Raw genomic sequence first — 17,211 nt, 5'->3', positions numbered from 1 at the left:
TCCAACAGTCGTTAAAAGTGAAATTGCGATAACGTGCCAAACAAAAAGAAATTAATAAGCAAAATAAGAAACGATCCGATATTCCAAAGCGCCATTTCTTTTCCTTGTATCCCTTTGACAGCTCGCTTATATAAATAAAAACTGTATGTTGCAAATACAGTAAACGAACCGAGCACTTTTGCGTCATATAAAACGAAATGATCTACTTTCATGTATGCCCAAACAATACCTAAAATTAAACTTAATAATAAAACTGGCACACCGACGCCGTTTAACACATAAGAAAGATCGTCAAGCTTCGCTAAGTCGCCGAGTCGCCATAACCGTTTTCCCCATTTTTTTTTCTTTAATAGCTCATATTGAAGCAAATATAAAAGCGAAAACATAAATGAAATCGAAAATGCTCCGTACGATAAAATGGCCATCGTAATATGGATAAACAATAGCTCTGACATGAGTTGTTCAGCAATGCCAACGGTGTACGGCGTCGGTGCGAACGTATGCAATGAAAGAATAAAAAACGCTAATACGTTTGTAAAAAAGACGAGGAAATCAACGCGTAGCCATCCGTTAATCGCAAGCGATAACGTAATTAGTAGCCACGCATAAAACGACAGCCCCTCCGCAAGCGTTAAAACAGGAAATCTTCCTGTTTCGACCATTCTCGCAAAAAAGAAAAATGTTTGCATCCCCCAAACAATAGAAAGCAACCCGAAAGCAATACGGTTTGCCTTCCGGTTGTGGTGAAGAAAATCAATAAAATAAAACAAAACGGACGATGCATGTAAAAGAAGCGAGAGTTCGTACCATCTCGTCATGTCAAACATATATGATCTTCCTTACGATTGAAAAGATGGTTCTGTTGCTCGCTCGTGAACACAGCTCATCTCTTTTTGTTGCTGCTTCACTTGTTGTTCAATATTGAAAATTTTCATAAACAACTGAAGCGCTTCTTCTGCATTGTCCTCTGCAGCCAATTCTTTTGCGCGCAAAATCGGATCGCGCAACAATTGATTGACGATGCTTTTTGTATGTTTGTTTAATACTTTTTTATCTCGTTCTGATAAATGTGGCAATTTTCGTTCTAAACTTTTCATCGTTTCTTCTTGAATGAGCATCGCCTTCTCGCGCAAAGCTGCAATAATAGGAACGACACCAAGCATATGCAGCCATTGTTGAAACTCGTCCATTTCCTCAGCAATCATGCGCTCAATTTGCTCCGCTGCCTTTTTTCGCTCCGCCAAGTTCGCTTCAACAATATCTTGCAAGTCGTCAATGTCGTATAAAAAGACGCTATCTAATTCAGCAAGCGCCGGGTCTAAATCGCGTGGTACAGCAATATCAATCATAAAAAATGGACGACCTTTGCGCATTTTTTCAATCACTGCCATCGTTTCTTTTGTGATGACGTATTGCTTTGCGCCCGTCGAACTAATTAAAATATCCGCTTCTAACAGCGCACATTGCAATTGGGATAACGGCTTAGCATCCCCATTAAATCGTTCTGCAAGTTGTTGCGCCTTTTCAAACGTGCGATTCACAACTGTCACACGTTTGACGCCGCTTCCGTACAAGTTTTGCAACGCCAATTCTCCCATTTTCCCAGCACCTAAAACGAGCACATGTTTATTTTTCAAATCGCCAAAAATTTTTTTCGCAAGCTCGACAGCTGCATAGCTAACAGAAACCGCATTTGCACCAATTTCTGTTTCTGCATGTGCGCGCTTCGCTAACGTAATCGCTTGTTTAAATAGCTGTTTAAACACCGTGCCTATTGTGTTTTCTTGCTGTGCTAAAAGAAAACTTGTGCGCACTTGCCCAAGAATTTGCGTTTCTCCTAAGATCATGGAATCAAGACCGCAAGCGACGCGGAACAAATGCTCAATCGCTTCACGCTCTTCATAAATGTGCAAATACGGAACGATTTGTTCTTTATCGAGCCCAAACCAATCCGCTAAAAATGTTTTTATATAATAACGCCCTGTGTTCAGCTGATCGACAACCGCGTAAATTTCCGTGCGGTTACATGTCGAAACGATGACGTTTTCTAACATACTTTTTTGCTTTTGTAGCGCTTTCATCGCTTCAGCAAGTTCCGTTTGATTAAACGTCAACTTCTCACGAATTTCGACAGGGGCTGTACGATAGTTTACGCTGACAACGACGACATACATTCCCATCACCCCGAATTTTAAAGTCATCTCATTTCATTATAGCACGTCTATTTTGTTTTTTCCTTATAAAGTGTGAATACAATTTGACAACTTTCGATCTTTCTTAAATGCTGTTCATTTAGTAAACTAGTGAACAGATGCTGTTTTAAGTGTCGCACGGAATTGGGGGATTTTCAATGAAAAAACGTGGTATTTTTTCCGGCATTATTTTGATCGGTTTTGGAACGTACTTTTTACTAGAGCGATTTTCACTTTTTCCGTCTTTCCATACGTGGCCAACATTGCTGTTTATTATTGGCATCGCTTTTTTAGGCCAAGCGTATATCGGAAAAGACTACTCCGCTATTTTGTCCGGTGTGGCGTTTACTGGGATCGGCATTCATTTCCATCTCGCTTCACGCCTTTCAGCGTGGCCAGATGATGTAAGCGTGTTGACGCTCATTATCTCACTCGGGTTGTTGTTACAATATGTAAAAACAAAGCAAGCATTGCTTCCTACCATTTTATTGTTTGCGCTATCCATTATTTTTTTATTTTCACATCGGCTTCAACAAGTGTTTACGTCCGTGACATTTGATTCACTCATCCGCATTTGGCCGATGGCGTTCATTTTGCTCGGATTGTACTTATTGTTCGTAAAAAAGGGGTAAATATGCAAAAATGTGGGTCATTCACCCACATTTTTTATTTACATCCATTTTTGTAATGCACCCCATGCTTCATCTTTCCCTTGACCTGTCTCTGCAGAAAAAATAATGAGTTCGTCATCTGGAATAAGGCGCAATGTTTCTTTGGCGACCTTCGCATGTTGTTGCCATTTTCCGCGCGGAATTTTATCCGCTTTCGTCGCAATGACGAGCGTTGGAATGTTGTAATGCTTTAAAAACTCATACATCATCACATCATCTTTCGTCGGGGGATGACGCAAATCAACGATCAACAATGCTGCTTTCAATTGTTCGCGCGTCGTAAAATACGTTTCAATCATTTTTCCCCACGCTTCACGTTCGGTTTTTGATACTTTCGCAAATCCATATCCCGGTACGTCGACAAAGTATAACGCATCATTAATTCGATAAAAGTTTAATGTTTGTGTTTTTCCCGGTTTAGATGATGTGCGCGCAAAATTTTTTCGGTTAATCATTTTGTTAATAAATGATGATTTCCCGACATTTGAGCGCCCAGCAAGCGCAAACTCGGGGAGCTGTCCTGCTGGGTATTGTTCTGGCTTCACAGCGCTAATGACCATTTCTACGTTTGTAATTTTCATCATTCTCCACCTACCAAAGCATGTTCAAGTACATCATCAATATGTGAAACGAGAACAAACTGTAATTGTTTTTTTACGATCTCCGGAATATCTTCTAAATCTTTTTCGTTTTCTTTCGGTAAAATGACTTTCTTCAACCCCGCGCGATGAGCGCTTAATACTTTTTCTTTGACACCGCCAATGGCAAGCACACGACCGCGCAACGTAATTTCTCCCGTCATGCCGACAAAGCGGCTGACCGGTTTTCCTGTTAATGCGGAAATTAGTGCTGTTGCCATCGTAATTCCTGCTGATGGACCGTCTTTCGGCACCGCTCCTTCTGGCACGTGAATGTGAATGTCTAGTTTTTCATGAAACTCCGGATCAATCCCCAATTGTTTTGCTTTTGAGCGAATGTATGTAAATGCTGCTTGGGCAGACTCTTTCATTACATCGCCTAATTGACCGGTAAGCGTCAATTTTCCTTTTCCAGGAGCGATTGACACTTCAATCGCGAGCGTATCTCCACCACCGGCCGTATATGCAAGACCTGTCGCTACACCGACTTGGTCTTCACTTTCCGCCTGTCCGTAATGATATTTCGTCTTTCCTAAAAACTCGCTCACATTTTTTTCTGTGACAACAATTCGTTTTCGTCCTTCCGATACGATTGTTTTCGCTGCTTTACGGCAAATGGAAGCAAGCTGACGTTCTAAGTTGCGCACACCTGCTTCACGCGTATAATAACGAATGACTTGCATAATCGCATCATCGCGCATATGGAGCATTCGTTTTTGTAAGCCGTGCGCTTCCATTTGCTTTGGCAATAAATGTTCTTTTGCAATATGCAGCTTTTCGATTTCTGTATAACTTGGAATTGTAATAACTTCCATGCGATCTAATAATGGACGCGGAATTGTCGCGAGCGTATTTGCTGTCGCAATAAACATCACTTTTGATAAATCGTATGGCTCCTCAATGTAATGATCGCTAAACGAATGGTTTTGTTCTGGGTCCAACACTTCCAATAACGCTGCAGACGGATCACCGCGAAAATCGCTTGACATTTTATCAATTTCATCAAGCAAAAATACAGGGTTAATCGTTCCTGCCTTTTTCATTCCTTGAATAATCCGACCTGGCAAAGCACCAACGTACGTGCGGCGATGACCACGAATTTCTGATTCATCTCGCACGCCACCGAGCGAAATGCGAACGAAATGTCGATTTAACGTTTTTGCAATGGAACGAGCAAGCGATGTTTTCCCAACCCCCGGTGGACCAACTAAACAAAGAATCGGTCCACGTAACGAATTTGTTAATTGTTGAACAGCTAAATATTCCAACACGCGCTCTTTTACCGTCTCAAGCCCGTAATGCTCCTCATTTAAAATTTTTTCCGCGCGATGAATATCGTGAATATCTTCTGTTTGTTTCGTCCATGGCAACGCAAGTAACCAATCTAAATAGTTACGAATTACCCCGCTTTCAGCAGAGGCAGCTGGCACTTTTTCATAACGCTCTAATTCTTTTAGTGCGGTTGCCTTTACATGTTCTGGCATCCCAGCTTGTTCAATTTTTTCGCGCAACAAATCGATTTCGCCCGCTTTTCCTTCCTTTTCGCCGAGCTCTTTTTGAATCGCCTTCATTTGTTCGCGCAAATAATATTCTTTTTGCGTTCGCTCCATCGATTGCTTCACACGCTGGCTAATTCGTTTTTCTAAATGTAAAATTTCTTTTTCATTATGAAGAATTTGAATGATTTGATGGACGCGTTCTTTTACATCCACCGCCTCAAGCAACCGTTGTTTTTCTTCAAGCTTTAACGGCAAATGGGAAGCGATAATATCGGCCATTCGTCCCGCTTGCTGAATGTCCATGACAGACGTATAAATATCTGCAGACAATTTTTTAGATAGCTTTATGTACTGCTCAAAATATTCGAGCATTGTTCGACGCAACGCTTCAAACTCTATATCTTCCTTTTCGTTATCAACAAACGGTTCCACTTGCACAACATAGCACGGCTCTTCACTTACCCACTTGACTACTTTTCCACGCGATACTCCTTCCACTAACACACGAAACGTTCCGTTCGGGAGCTTCAGCAATTGCTTCACGCGTGCAATCGTCCCCATCTCGTATACATCTTCAAGCTCTGGATCATCAATTTGCACATCTTTTTGTGACGTTAACAACACGAGATTTTCTTCAACCATCGCTTTTTCTAGCGCTTGTACCGATTTTTCCCGCCCAACGTCTAAATGCAACACTGTCGTCGGAAACACAAGTAACCCTCTTAACGGCAAGAGTGGAATGACTTTATTTTTCTTTCTCGCCACAACCCCGCACCTCCATCATACTTCTATTGCCCTATTGTATAGTACATTATAGCGTTTGTAAAATCTTTCATCGTAAAAAATCGACTTCAACGCTCCGTTGAAGCCGATTGCTTTCACATTCGTTCTGTTTTTGGTAAATGATGACGCATCGAAACAGAACGAACATGTTCGTGAAATAAAAAGGAAAGAACATCACTAATATGATCAACAGGAACAATCTCAATGTCTGTCACTTGTCTTAAAATCGACTGCATATTGCCACGCGGAATAATGACTGTTTTCGCTCCAGCTTGCTTTGCTGCCTTCACTTTCGGAAAAATGCCGCCAACGGGCTTCACGTTTCCATGTACACCGATTTCCCCAGTCATCGCTACCGTTGGATTAATCGGTAAACGATAAATGGCGGAGTAAATACCGATCGCCATCGCAACACCAGCCGAAGGACCATCGATCGGAACGCCCCCCGGAAAGTTGACGTGAATATCATATTGATCGGCAGGAACACCAAGTGTACGTAAAACAGTAATGACGTTTTCTATCGAGCCACGAGCCATACTTTTTCGGCGAATGGATTTTCCTTGTCCGCCAATTTGCTCCTCTTCGACAATGCCGGTCATATTGATCGTTCCCTTTTCTTTTGCCGGCAATACCGCAACTTCAATTTCTAATAGTGCTCCACTATTTGGACCATAAACCGCTAATCCGTTTACTAATCCGACTTTTGCTTCTTGTCCTACTTTTTTCTCATATCGCGGTGATAGTTGGCTTGATTGAATGACCCATTCGATATCTTGTCGTAAAATTTTAGATCGTTTCTCTGAAATGACGATTCCCGCTGCGATTTGTAGCGTATTGACCGCTTCTCGTCCATTCCGAGCATACATCGCAAGCTCATTAACTGCTTGTTCCTCAATCGGAAGGTTTACTTTTTCTGCGGCCTTTTTCACAATTTGGGCAATTTCTTCTTGCTCTAACTCCCTAAAAAATACTTCCATACAGCGCGAGCGAATAGCTGGCGGGATTTCATTTGGCGTTCGTGTCGTGGCGCCAACAAGTCGAAAATCAGCGGGCAACCCGTTTTGAAAAATGTCGTGAATATGATTTGGAATATTCGGATTTTCTTCGCTATAATATGCGCTTTCAAAAAACACTTTACGATCTTCTAACACTTTTAACAGCTTATTCATTTGAATCGGATGCAACTCGCCAATTTCATCAATAAATAACACCCCACCATGAGCATTCGTTACCGCTCCTTGTTTCGGTTGTGGAATACCGGCTTGTCCCATCGCTCCTGCTCCTTGATAAATCGGATCGTGTACAGAACCGATAAGCGGATCAGCAATACCGCGCTCATCAAATCGAGCCGTCGTTGCATCTAATTCAATAAATACAGCATCTTTTCGAAATGGAGATAGTGGATTTTTTTTCGCTTCTTCTAATACGAGGCGGGCAGCTGCTGTTTTTCCAACACCAGGCGGTCCGTAAATAATGACATGTTGTGGATTCGGTCCACATAATGCCGCTTTTAATGCTTTCATCCCATCTTCTTGGCCGACAATATCATCAAACGTTTTTGGACGCACTTTTTCAGCAAGCGGTTCTGTTAATGAAATAGAGCGCATTTTGCGAAGTTGTTCCATCTCTTTTCGTGCTTCTTTATCAATTGAAATTTTTTGTGTGCGTTGACTTTTTAATAAATTTAAAAAGTAGAGGCCGATAATAATCCCGAAAAACAACTGAATAAGTAGCGCAATGTTTGTCCAATTCATGGCGTTCCTCCTGCATATGTATTGTACGCATAGTATCTCCGAGCAAACAAGGAAATAAACAAAAAAAGATCGACTTTCCGATTCGGAAAATCGATCTTTTTCCATTTACGCTGATGTTTTTCGTTCGTACTCGACGATCGTTCCGTCGTGTAAAATGAGAAGCGGTGCTTTTTCCCCGCGTACCGTCTCTGCCGTAATGACGCATTTTTTCACATCTTCACGCGACGGTAATTCAAACATGACGTCAAGCATAATCCCTTCAATAATAGAGCGTAAACCGCGCGCTCCTGTTTTTCGTTCAATCGCACGTTTTGCAATTTCTCGAAGTGCTTCTTCTTCAAATTCAAGTTCGACATCGTCAAGTTCGAGCATTTTTTCATATTGCTTGACAAGGGCATTTTTCGGCTTCACTAAAATATCAACAAGCGCATCTTCATCGAGTGGTTGTAAGCTCGTAATGACCGGAAGACGTCCAACGAACTCTGGAATTAATCCGAATTTTAATAAGTCTTCTGGCAACACTTTCGACAGCAAATCTTTTTCTTCAACTTCCGCCTGCACATCTGAGCTAAAGCCGATCACTTTTTTCCCAAGACGACGTTTAATAATTGGTTCTAAACCGTCAAACGCCCCACCACAAATGAATAAAATGTTCGTTGTATCAATTTGAATGAACTCTTGATGAGGATGTTTCCGTCCGCCTTGTGGAGGAACGCTCGCAATTGTTCCTTCTAAAATTTTCAATAGCGCTTGTTGCACACCTTCTCCCGATACGTCGCGCGTAATGGAAGGGTTTTCTGATTTGCGCGCAATTTTATCGATTTCATCGATATAAATAATTCCTTTTTCTGCACGTTCAATGTCGTAATCTGCCGCTTGAATAAGCTTTAATAAAATGTTTTCAACGTCTTCTCCGACATATCCCGCTTCTGTTAGCGATGTCGCATCAGCAATTGCAAACGGCACGTTTAAAATGCGAGCAAGCGTTTGAGCAAGTAATGTTTTTCCGCTTCCTGTCGGCCCGATCATTAAAATATTGCTTTTCGCTAGCTCGACCTCATCAATTTTGCTGTTTGAATTAATGCGTTTGTAATGGTTATATACCGCTACAGAAAGCGCTTTTTTCGCTTCGTCTTGTCCGATGACGTACTCATCTAAAATTTCACGAATTTCCTTTGGCTTCGGTACGTCTTTGAACTCTACTTCTTCTTCCGATCCAAGCTCTTCTTGCACAATTTCTGTACACAATTCAATACACTCATCGCATATGTATACACCCGGGCCAGCAACAAGCTTGCGCACTTGTTCTTGCGTTTTGCCACAAAACGAGCATTTCAACTGCCCTTTTTCATCATTAAATTTAAACATGATTTCACCCCTTATTTCCCTACTATCATATGTACACGAAAAGAAAAAACGTTATGTATTCGTCATTTTATCATAAATCTTTAAAAGTATGCCAATAAAAACGTAAATGTGCACGAAAAGTTAGAAAACTTTCATTACTGCAACTATATGTGGAAAGAACAAGGCACGTGATGCACCTTGTTCTTTCTCTTCTCATTATGCAACAACTTTGCTGTTTTCAACAAGGAAATCGATTGCTTTGCGCATTTTTAAGTCTTCTTTTAAGCCATCTAATGTACCTAAAAGTTCTTTTAACTTATCGACCGATAAGCTGTAAAGGTTCGCCATTTCCTCTAGTTCTTTTTCTACTTCTTCTTCTGTTACGTCAATGTTTTCTGCTTTTACGATCGCCTCAAGCGTCAATGTGACACGAACACGTTTTTCTGCTTCTTCTTTCATTTGCTGGCGAAGTGCCGCTTCATCTTGTCCAGAGAATTGATAGTATAAGTCAAGGTTTAACCCTTGCATTTGTAAACGTTGCTCAAACTCGCGAAGCATACGGTCTGTTTCGTTTTTCACCATCACTTCTGGGATGTCCATTTGTGCGTTTTCTGTTGCTTTTTGAACAACCGCATCGCGAAGTGCCGCTTCTGCTTCTTCTTTTTTCTCTTTTGTTAAGCGCTCTTTTATTTTTTCTTTTAGCGCATCTAATGTTTCTACTTCTTCATCTACGTCTTTCGCAAACTCGTCATCAAGCGCAGGAAGTTGTTTTGCTTTAATTTCGTGCAATTTAATTTTGAACACAGCTGGTTTACCAGCTAATTGCTCTGCATGATATTCTTCTGGGAATGTCACTTCAATGTCTTTTTCTTCCCCAGCCGCCATGCCGATTAATTGCTCTTCAAATCCTGGGATGAATGTACCTGAACCGATAACAAGAGAATAGTTTTCTGCTTTTCCGCCTTCAAACGCTTCACCGTCAACGAATCCTTCGAAATCGATGACAACTGTATCACCGTTTTCTACTGTTCCTTCTTCTTTCACAACAAGCTCCGCATGACGCTCTTGCAAACGTTTTAATTCTTGTTCGACGTCTTCGTCAGTTACTGTATCATCTAATTTCTCTACTTCAAGACCTTTGTATTGACCAAGCGTCACTTCTGGCTTCACAGTCACTTTTGCAGTGAAAATTAAGCTTTTTCCTTTTTCCATTTGCTCGACGTCGATTTCTGGACGATCGACTGGCTCAATGCCTGTTTCTTCAACAGCTTTTGCGTATGCCTCTGGCAATAAAATATCTAACGCATCTGCGTATAACGATTCAACGCCGAAACGTTTTTCAAATAAAGAGCGAGGAATTTTTCCTTTACGGAATCCTGGAATTTGTACTTTTTTCACTACTTTTTTAAACGCTTCATCTAATCCTTCATTCACTTTTTCAGCGTCTACTTCTACTGTAAGAACGCCTTGATTGCCTTCGAGTTTTTCCCATTTCGCCGACATGTTTATTTCCCTCCAACTTCAAAAATTCATGTAAATGAACTACATATATGTAGGCATACACGGTTTTATGTGTAATACAACCATTATATTATACCATACAATTATATACTTTCAACAGAGAGCCACAATTTTTCCGCTTCATAAAGTTTGGCAACGAGCGGATTTGTCCATACCGTTTTTCCCGTTTCACATTGCTCAACATATGTGTATAATGCAGTCGCCCATTGTTGTGCTGAGCCTTCTGGAAGAAACGGGTATGTCACAACCATGTAACGAAACCATATTTGTTCGCACCATTCATACATCGTTGGATTTTGTGTCGCCCATGTTTGTTCGACGATATCAAGCACTTGTTCTATCCAACGCTTTTGTATTTGTTCGTCGAGTTCGGCTGGAACGACCGTCATCGTTTGTCCAAATTTTTTTACAGTCATCGGCTCCATCACTTGTTCTTTCCTTAATATGCATAACATCGTCGTTTTTACAATTGGATGTTTCATTTCGTCATGTAAATAACGAGAAAAAATAGAAACAAGGTGTGGAACGATGCGCGAATCTAATTGGTGAAGGGTGCGTAGTTGTTTCGGCCATTGATCGCTTTCGAAAATCGCTTCGTATTGTTTTGCCCGTTGTTCGTGCTGAGACCGAATCATTTTTTCACTAAACTGTAAAAGTGGTAAAAAAGGCGTGCAATCGATTCCTTTTCGCTGGAGTTTATGAATGACTGCGACAACTTCATCGTATTGTTGTAAATGAACGAGCATAGAAATGTATACCGTCCAATCCCCTCTGCCGCGCTCTAACAGTTGCTCACATCTTTCTTTTGCCTCTTCTACATGTCCCATTTCAAATAAACAGACGACAAGTGCCATTTCTACATCATCATCGTGAAGTTGCAGCTCTTTTAATTGTGTTAAATACGTATACGCTTCTTTATATCGCTTTTCTTTTAACGCATTCATCCCTTCTGTTAGCAACCGCTCTTTTACATATGGATGCGGAACGACTTTTCGTTTTTTCATATTCGTTCACCTTCGTTTACATTTGCCTTTTAGTTTAACAATGTTTTTGACCAAACTCAACGAAAAACGCCCTCGACGAATCGTCAAGAGCGTGCTTTTTCATAGGCGATAATATATGGTTCATAAACGAAAGTTAAGTCGATTTCATCCCAACCTTTTAAAAGAAGCTGTTTTCGATACGGGTCAATATCAAACGCGCTTGTAAATCCTTCGTCATCAAAAACGACTTGTTGTTCAAGGGAAATAGTCAGCTCATAATCTGACCGCTCCGCTTGTTTTAATAAATACACGACATCTTCTTTTGGAAGTTTAATTGGAAGTAAACTATTTTTTAAACAATTGTTATAAAAAATATCCGCAAAAGAAGGAGCAATGACAGCACGAAATCCGTAATCAGCAAGCGCCCAAGGTGCATGTTCACGCGATGATCCGCAACCAAAATTTTCATTTGCGACTAAAATCGTTGCTCCTTCATTTTCAGGGCGATTTAACTCAAAATGCGGGTTTGGCGTCCCGTCTGGAAGATAGCGCCAATCATAAAAAAGAAATTGGCCAAATCCTGTGCGCTCAATTCGTTTTAAAAATTGTTTCGGAATAATTTGATCCGTATCCACATTGGCACGATCTAAACCAGCTACTTTTCCTTTATGAATAATGAATGGTTCCAACGCGTTCTCCTCCTATCGTACCGCTTCTTTATACAATGTGCGCACATCAACAAAATGTCCGTAAATCGCAGCCGCAGCTGCCATCGCTGGACTAACGAGATGCGTGCGCGCTCCTTTTCCTTGCCGCCCTTCAAAATTGCGGTTTGACGTTGAAGCACAATGCTCACCTGCTGGCACAGTATCCGGATTCATGCCAAGGCACATGCTACAGCCAGAATCACGCCATTCAAAACCTGCATCAATAAAAATTTGAGCAATTCCTTCTTCTTCCGCTTGTTTTTTCACTTGTTGCGAGCCCGGAACGACGAGCGCCCTCACGCCCGGTGCAACTTTTTTTCCTTTCACAATTCGTGCCGCTTCTCTTAAATCGCTTATGCGTGAGTTCGTACACGATCCGATAAACACATGTTGAACAGCAATATCCGTCATTTTCGTTCCTGGCTTTAGCCCCATATATTGCAAGGCTAACTGAACTGCCTTTCTCTCCGTTTCGGTCGCGAACTCTTCTGGATAAGGGACGGTTCCATCAATCGGAGAACTCATCGCAGGCGTTGTCCCCCATGTAACGGTTGGAGCGATTTCACTTCCATCCATATGAATAACACGGTCATATACCGCTCCTTCATCTGTGCATAACTGTTTCCACTTTTCAACTGCCTGTTCAAACGCTTCTCCTTTTGGAGCATATTTTCGCCCGCGCAAATATGCAAACGTTACATCATCCGGAGCAATTAACCCTGCGCGCGCGCCTGCTTCAATCGACATGTTACAAATCGTCATCCGCTCTTCCATCGACAAACGACGAATGACATCACCCGTAAACTCAAGCACATACCCCGTTCCGAAATCAACACCAAACTTTCCGATAATCGCTAAAATGACGTCTTTTGCTGATACACCTGGTGCCAACGTGCCTGTGACGTTCACTTGCATCGTTTTTGGACGGTGTTGCCATAACGTTTGCGTCGCCAACACATGTTCGACTTCACTCGTGCCGATTCCGAACGCTAACGCTCCAAAAGCGCCATGTGTTGACGTATGACTATCCCCGCACACGATTGTTTTTCCCGGTTGCGTCAATCCAAGTTCCGGACCGATGACATGTACAATGCCTTGTTCTGGACTGTTTAAATCGGCAAGCGGAACGCCGAACTCACGACAGTTCCGCTCCAATGCCGTCATTTGATTTCTTGCCACTTCATCTTCAACGACGAATCGATTGATTGTTGGAACGTTATGATCCATCGTCGCAAACGTTAAATCTGGGCGGCGCACTTTTCTTCCTTTTTGACGCAATCCTTCAAACGCTTGCGGCGATGTCACTTCATGAACGAGATGTAAGTCAATATATAATAAATCCGGTTTTCCATCTTCACGGTATACAACGTGCTCATCCCAAATTTTTTCAATAATCGTCTTTGGCGCCACCTCAATCCCTCCTACACATACACTTGCATAATTCGTTCAATTGCTACATCGTCTAAAATAGCATCTTTTACCTTTTCGACCATTTCTGTCGTCGATAATACACAATCACCTTGTTGAGCAATGTCTGCAGTACGATACCCAGCATCCAACACCTGCTTAACAGCTCGTTCGATGACATCGGCCTCTTCTGTCAATCCGAACGATAAACGAAGCATCATCGCCGCCGATAAAATCGTTGCAAGCGGATTCGCTTTATTTTGTCCAGCAATGTCTGGAGCCGAACCGTGAATCGGTTCGTATAATGCCGGTCCGTCAACAGACAAGCTTGCCGACGGAAGCATGCCGAGCGATCCTGTTAACATCGATGCTTCATCGCTTAAAATATCGCCAAACATATTTTCTGTTACAATGACGTCAAACTGTTTGGGAGAACGAACGAGCTGCATAGCGGCATTATCGACAAGCATATGTTCCAGTTGAACGTCTGGAAAACGTTTAGCGACTTGTTCAGCTACCTCGCGCCACATGCGACTTGACTCTAACACATTCGCTTTATCAACAGACGTTACTTTTTTCTTTCGCTTTTGTGCAAGTGTAAAAGCAAACGTAATGATGCGCTCGATTTCTGCTCGTTTATAAAACAACGTATCAACAACCGTTTCTTCTCCTTTTTCCACACGCCGTTCACTCGGTTTTCCGAAATATAAGCCTCCGACTAACTCCCGAACGATAACAAAGTCGGCTCCTTCAATCACATGTGATTTTAATGGTGAAGAAGCTGATAAGCTGCTATAAAACGTCACCGGGCGAATATTTGCAAATAAGTTCATTTCTTTCCGAATTTGCAACAGTCCTTTTTCGGGACGAACGTGCGGCGGATGACTGTCCCATTTCGGTCCACCAACAGCACCAAGCAATACCGCATCGCTTTGTTTGCACATTTGAAGCGTTTGTTCTGGAAGCGGTGTTCCTTCACGGTCGATCGCTTCTCCACCGATCAAACCGTATGAAAAATGAAACGTATGGCCGAAACGATCACCAATTGCTTGCAAAACTTTTACCGCTCCTTTTGTCACTTCTTTTCCAATGCCATCCCCAGGTAACACAGCGATACGATACATAAGACATCCCCCTTCGTTATTGCGCGGCAAGCGCTTGTTCTTCTTTCATTTTTCCAATGACAAACATACGATTGACGGCGTGAATATATGCTTTGGCTGATGCTTCTAGCACATCTTGTGCCGTTCCACGTCCGCTTGCTTCTTTCCCATCGAGCGATACTTTCACATATACTTGCGCTAAAGCATCACGTCCGCTTCCAACGGATTCAATGCGATAGTCAAGCAACGTCACCGGCAATTGCAGCGCTTTTTCTAAAGCGTTATATAGCGCCTCGACACTACCAGCTCCCGTTGCCGCTTCTTGAATGTCGTTTCCTTCTCCATCTTTCAGTACAACAACGGCTGTTGGAATTTGATTTGTCCCGTACTGCACTTGAATCGAACATAATTGGTAAAAGTTTTTATACGTATCTAGCTTTTCATCTAAAATAAGGGCAATTAAATCATCATCGGTAATATCTTTCTTTTTATCTGCTAAATCTTTAAAGCGAACGAATAAACGATTCACTTCTTCTTCTGTTAACGCATAACCAAGCTCTTGAATGCGCGTGCGAAACGCATGGCGTCCCGAATGTTTTCCGAGCACCATCGAATTCGATTGCACGCCAACAAGTTGCGGAGATATAATTTCATACGTTGTTTTTTCTTTTAATACTCCGTCTTGGTGAATGCCTGATTCATGGGCAAAAGCGTTTTTACCGACAATCGCTTTATTTGGTGGAACAATCATTCCTGTTAGCTTGCTTACGAGGTTGCTCGTTCGTTTAATCTCTTGCAAGTTCAAGCGCGTCTCAGCCTGATAGTAGTCTTTGCGAATATAAAGCGCCACCGCCACTTCTTCAATTGCAGCGTTTCCTGCTCTCTCGCCAATGCCATTGATCGTTCCTTCAATTTGTGTCGCTCCCGCTTCAATAGCCGCAAGCGAATTGGCGACAGCCATTCCTAAATCATCGTGACAATGAGCAGACAAGCTAATTTTTTCAATATTCCGAACATTTTTCTTTAAAAAAGAGAATATGTCGCCATATTGTTTCGGAGTAATATAGCCGACTGTATCTGGAATATTAATGACGTTCGCTCCTGCTTCGATCACTCGTTCGATAATCGTCGCAAGAAACGGAAGATCGCTTCGACATGCATCTTCTGCTGACCATTGTACAATCGGAAAATATTTTTTCGCATAACGAACAGACTCAACGGCTGTTTCAATCACTTGTTCTGGTGTCATGCGCAATTTATATTGCATATGAATAGGTGACGTTGCGATAAATACGTGTAATCGTGGTTCCGCTCCGTCTTTTAACGCCTCCCACGCCGCATCGATGTCGGACTGAACAGAGCGAGAAAGACCTGTAACCGAACAGTTGCGAACGGTTTGAGCGATCGCTTGAACGGCTTGGAAATCACCTTTTGATGCGGCAGGGAATCCCGCCTCGATGATATCTACACCGAGGCGTTCTAACTGCCGAGCAATTTCTAGCTTTTCATGCAAGTTTAAATTGACGCCTGCAGACTGCTCTCCGTCACGCAACGTCGTATCAAAAATGTTAATTTTTCGCACCGACCGTCACCACATCTTTCTGTTTAGCGTTGACAAACGGCATCATTTTACGTAATTCGCGGCCAACAACTTCAATTAAATGTTCGTTTTCGCGGCGGTTAATCGCGTTAAACTCCGGACGATTCGCTTGATTTTCTAAAATCCAACCTTTTGCAAACTTCCCTGTTTGAATGTCTTCGAGCACTTTTTTCATTTCTGCCTTTACTGCGTCGTTAATGATGCGTGGACCTGTAACAAAGTCACCCCATTGTGCTGTATCAGAAATAGAATAACGCATGCCTGCCAAACCGCCTTCGTACATTAAATCAACAATGAGTTTTAACTCATGTAAACATTCGAAATATGCGATTTCCGGTTGATATCCCGCTTCAACGAGCGTTTCAAATCCTGCTTTGACAAGGGCAGTCAACCCGCCGCAAAGAACCGCTTGTTCACCAAATAAATCCGTTTCTGTTTCTTCTTTGAATGTCGTTTCAATCACGCCTGCTCGAGCCGAACCGATCGCTTTTGCATACGCGAGCGCTATTTCTTTCGCTTCGCCGCTTACATTTTGATATACAGCAATTAACGCTGGTACACCTGCTCCTTCTGTATATGTGCGACGAACTAAATGACCTGGTCCTTTCGGTGCAACTAAAAAGACATCCACATCGCTCGGTGGGACAATTTGGTTAAAATGAATATTAAACCCGTGTGCAAACACGAGCGCATTTCCCGGCTGTAAGTTTGGTGCAATTTCTTCTTTATACACTTTCGGCTGATGTTCGTCTGGAAGTAAAATCATTACAATATCCGCTTGCTTTGTCGCTTCATCCACTGGCAAGACGACAAATCCATCTTGTTCTGCTTTTTCCCACGATTTCCCTTTTCTTAATCCAATGATAACATCAACGCCGCTATCGCGAAGGTTTTGCGCGTGGGCATGACCTTGAGATCCGTATCCGATAATCGCTACTTTCTTCCCTTGAATGTAAGCTTCGTTTGCATCGCCATTGTAATATACTTTTACCATAATAAAATCCTC

The 17,211-nt window shown here is 42.2% G+C and carries 14 protein-coding genes; 1 reads left to right on the top strand and 13 read right to left on the bottom strand.

What is annotated here, in order from left to right; all coding sequences use genetic code 11:
- Positions 1-11: 11 nt before the first annotated feature.
- Both JV16_RS02640 and hemA read right to left on the bottom strand, forming a co-directional pair.
- Positions 12-827, bottom strand: coding sequence for a cytochrome C assembly family protein (locus JV16_RS02640; RefSeq protein ID WP_009361764.1), 816 nt, complete (start codon positions 825-827; stop codon positions 12-14).
- A 12-nt stretch (positions 828-839) separates the two neighbouring features.
- Entirely contained in the window at positions 840-2,174 is a 1,335-nt protein-coding gene (gene hemA / locus JV16_RS02635) for a glutamyl-tRNA reductase (RefSeq protein ID WP_035062871.1), read from the bottom strand.
- A 176-nt stretch (positions 2,175-2,350) separates the two neighbouring features.
- Between hemA and JV16_RS02630 the strand changes: the two genes are divergently transcribed.
- A complete protein-coding gene (locus JV16_RS02630) occupies positions 2,351-2,824 on the top strand; it encodes a LiaI-LiaF-like domain-containing protein (RefSeq protein ID WP_021093848.1) in 474 nt (157 codons plus the stop codon).
- 38 nt (positions 2,825-2,862) lie between these two features.
- On the opposite strand, the gene yihA is transcribed toward JV16_RS02630, so the two are convergent.
- From yihA to ilvC, 11 genes are all read right to left on the bottom strand, one after another.
- Positions 2,863-3,444, bottom strand: a complete 582-nt coding sequence (yihA, locus tag JV16_RS02625) for a ribosome biogenesis GTP-binding protein YihA/YsxC (RefSeq protein ID WP_021093847.1) — start codon at positions 3,442-3,444, stop codon at positions 2,863-2,865.
- Positions 3,444-5,765 carry an endopeptidase La gene (gene lon / locus JV16_RS02620; protein ID WP_042534111.1) on the bottom strand — a complete coding sequence of 774 codons (2,322 nt, stop codon included), beginning with the start codon at positions 5,763-5,765 and terminating at the stop codon, positions 3,444-3,446. The genes yihA and lon overlap by 1 nt, the downstream gene beginning before the upstream one ends.
- 113 nt (positions 5,766-5,878) lie before the next feature.
- Complete coding sequence (lonB, locus tag JV16_RS02615; protein ID WP_042534110.1) at positions 5,879-7,537, bottom strand: ATP-dependent protease LonB; 1,659 nt, start codon at positions 7,535-7,537, stop codon at positions 5,879-5,881.
- 105 nt (positions 7,538-7,642) lie between these two features.
- Positions 7,643-8,905: an ATP-dependent protease ATP-binding subunit ClpX gene (gene clpX, locus JV16_RS02610; RefSeq protein ID WP_021093844.1), complete on the bottom strand. Its 1,263-nt coding sequence runs from the start codon at positions 8,903-8,905 to the stop codon at positions 7,643-7,645.
- Between the two features lie 195 nt (positions 8,906-9,100).
- Positions 9,101-10,387 (bottom strand): trigger factor, encoded by a 1,287-nt coding sequence (tig, locus tag JV16_RS02605; protein ID WP_021093843.1) that lies wholly within the window; start codon positions 10,385-10,387, stop codon positions 9,101-9,103.
- 101 nt (positions 10,388-10,488) lie between these two features.
- Positions 10,489-11,409, bottom strand: coding sequence for a DUF3196 family protein (locus tag JV16_RS02600; RefSeq protein WP_021093842.1), 921 nt, complete (start codon positions 11,407-11,409; stop codon positions 10,489-10,491).
- Between the two features lie 83 nt (positions 11,410-11,492).
- Positions 11,493-12,077 carry a 3-isopropylmalate dehydratase small subunit gene (leuD, locus tag JV16_RS02595; protein ID WP_021093841.1) on the bottom strand — a complete coding sequence of 195 codons (585 nt, stop codon included), beginning with the start codon at positions 12,075-12,077 and terminating at the stop codon, positions 11,493-11,495.
- Between the two features lie 12 nt (positions 12,078-12,089).
- Positions 12,090-13,505, bottom strand: coding sequence for a 3-isopropylmalate dehydratase large subunit (gene leuC / locus JV16_RS02590; protein WP_021093840.1), 1,416 nt, complete (start codon positions 13,503-13,505; stop codon positions 12,090-12,092).
- Between the two features lie 11 nt (positions 13,506-13,516).
- Positions 13,517-14,626 carry a 3-isopropylmalate dehydrogenase gene (gene leuB / locus JV16_RS02585; RefSeq protein ID WP_021093839.1) on the bottom strand — a complete coding sequence of 370 codons (1,110 nt, stop codon included), beginning with the start codon at positions 14,624-14,626 and terminating at the stop codon, positions 13,517-13,519.
- A gap of 16 nt (positions 14,627-14,642) precedes the next feature.
- The gene (locus JV16_RS02580) at positions 14,643-16,187 is read right to left on the bottom strand and encodes a 2-isopropylmalate synthase (protein WP_021093838.1); all 1,545 of its coding nucleotides are present in this window, start codon (positions 16,185-16,187) and stop codon (positions 14,643-14,645) included.
- Positions 16,174-17,199, bottom strand: coding sequence for a ketol-acid reductoisomerase (ilvC, locus tag JV16_RS02575; protein WP_021093837.1), 1,026 nt, complete (start codon positions 17,197-17,199; stop codon positions 16,174-16,176). Before ilvC ends, JV16_RS02580 begins: the two co-directional genes overlap by 14 nt.
- Positions 17,200-17,211 lie beyond the last annotated feature (12 nt).

The organism is Anoxybacillus ayderensis (genome assembly GCF_000833605.1).
Taxonomy (GTDB): Bacteria; Bacillota; Bacilli; order Bacillales; family Anoxybacillaceae; genus Anoxybacillus; species Anoxybacillus ayderensis.
The sequence above is the reverse complement of the archived record's forward strand: the minus strand, read 5'-3'. Positions and strand labels throughout refer to the sequence as shown.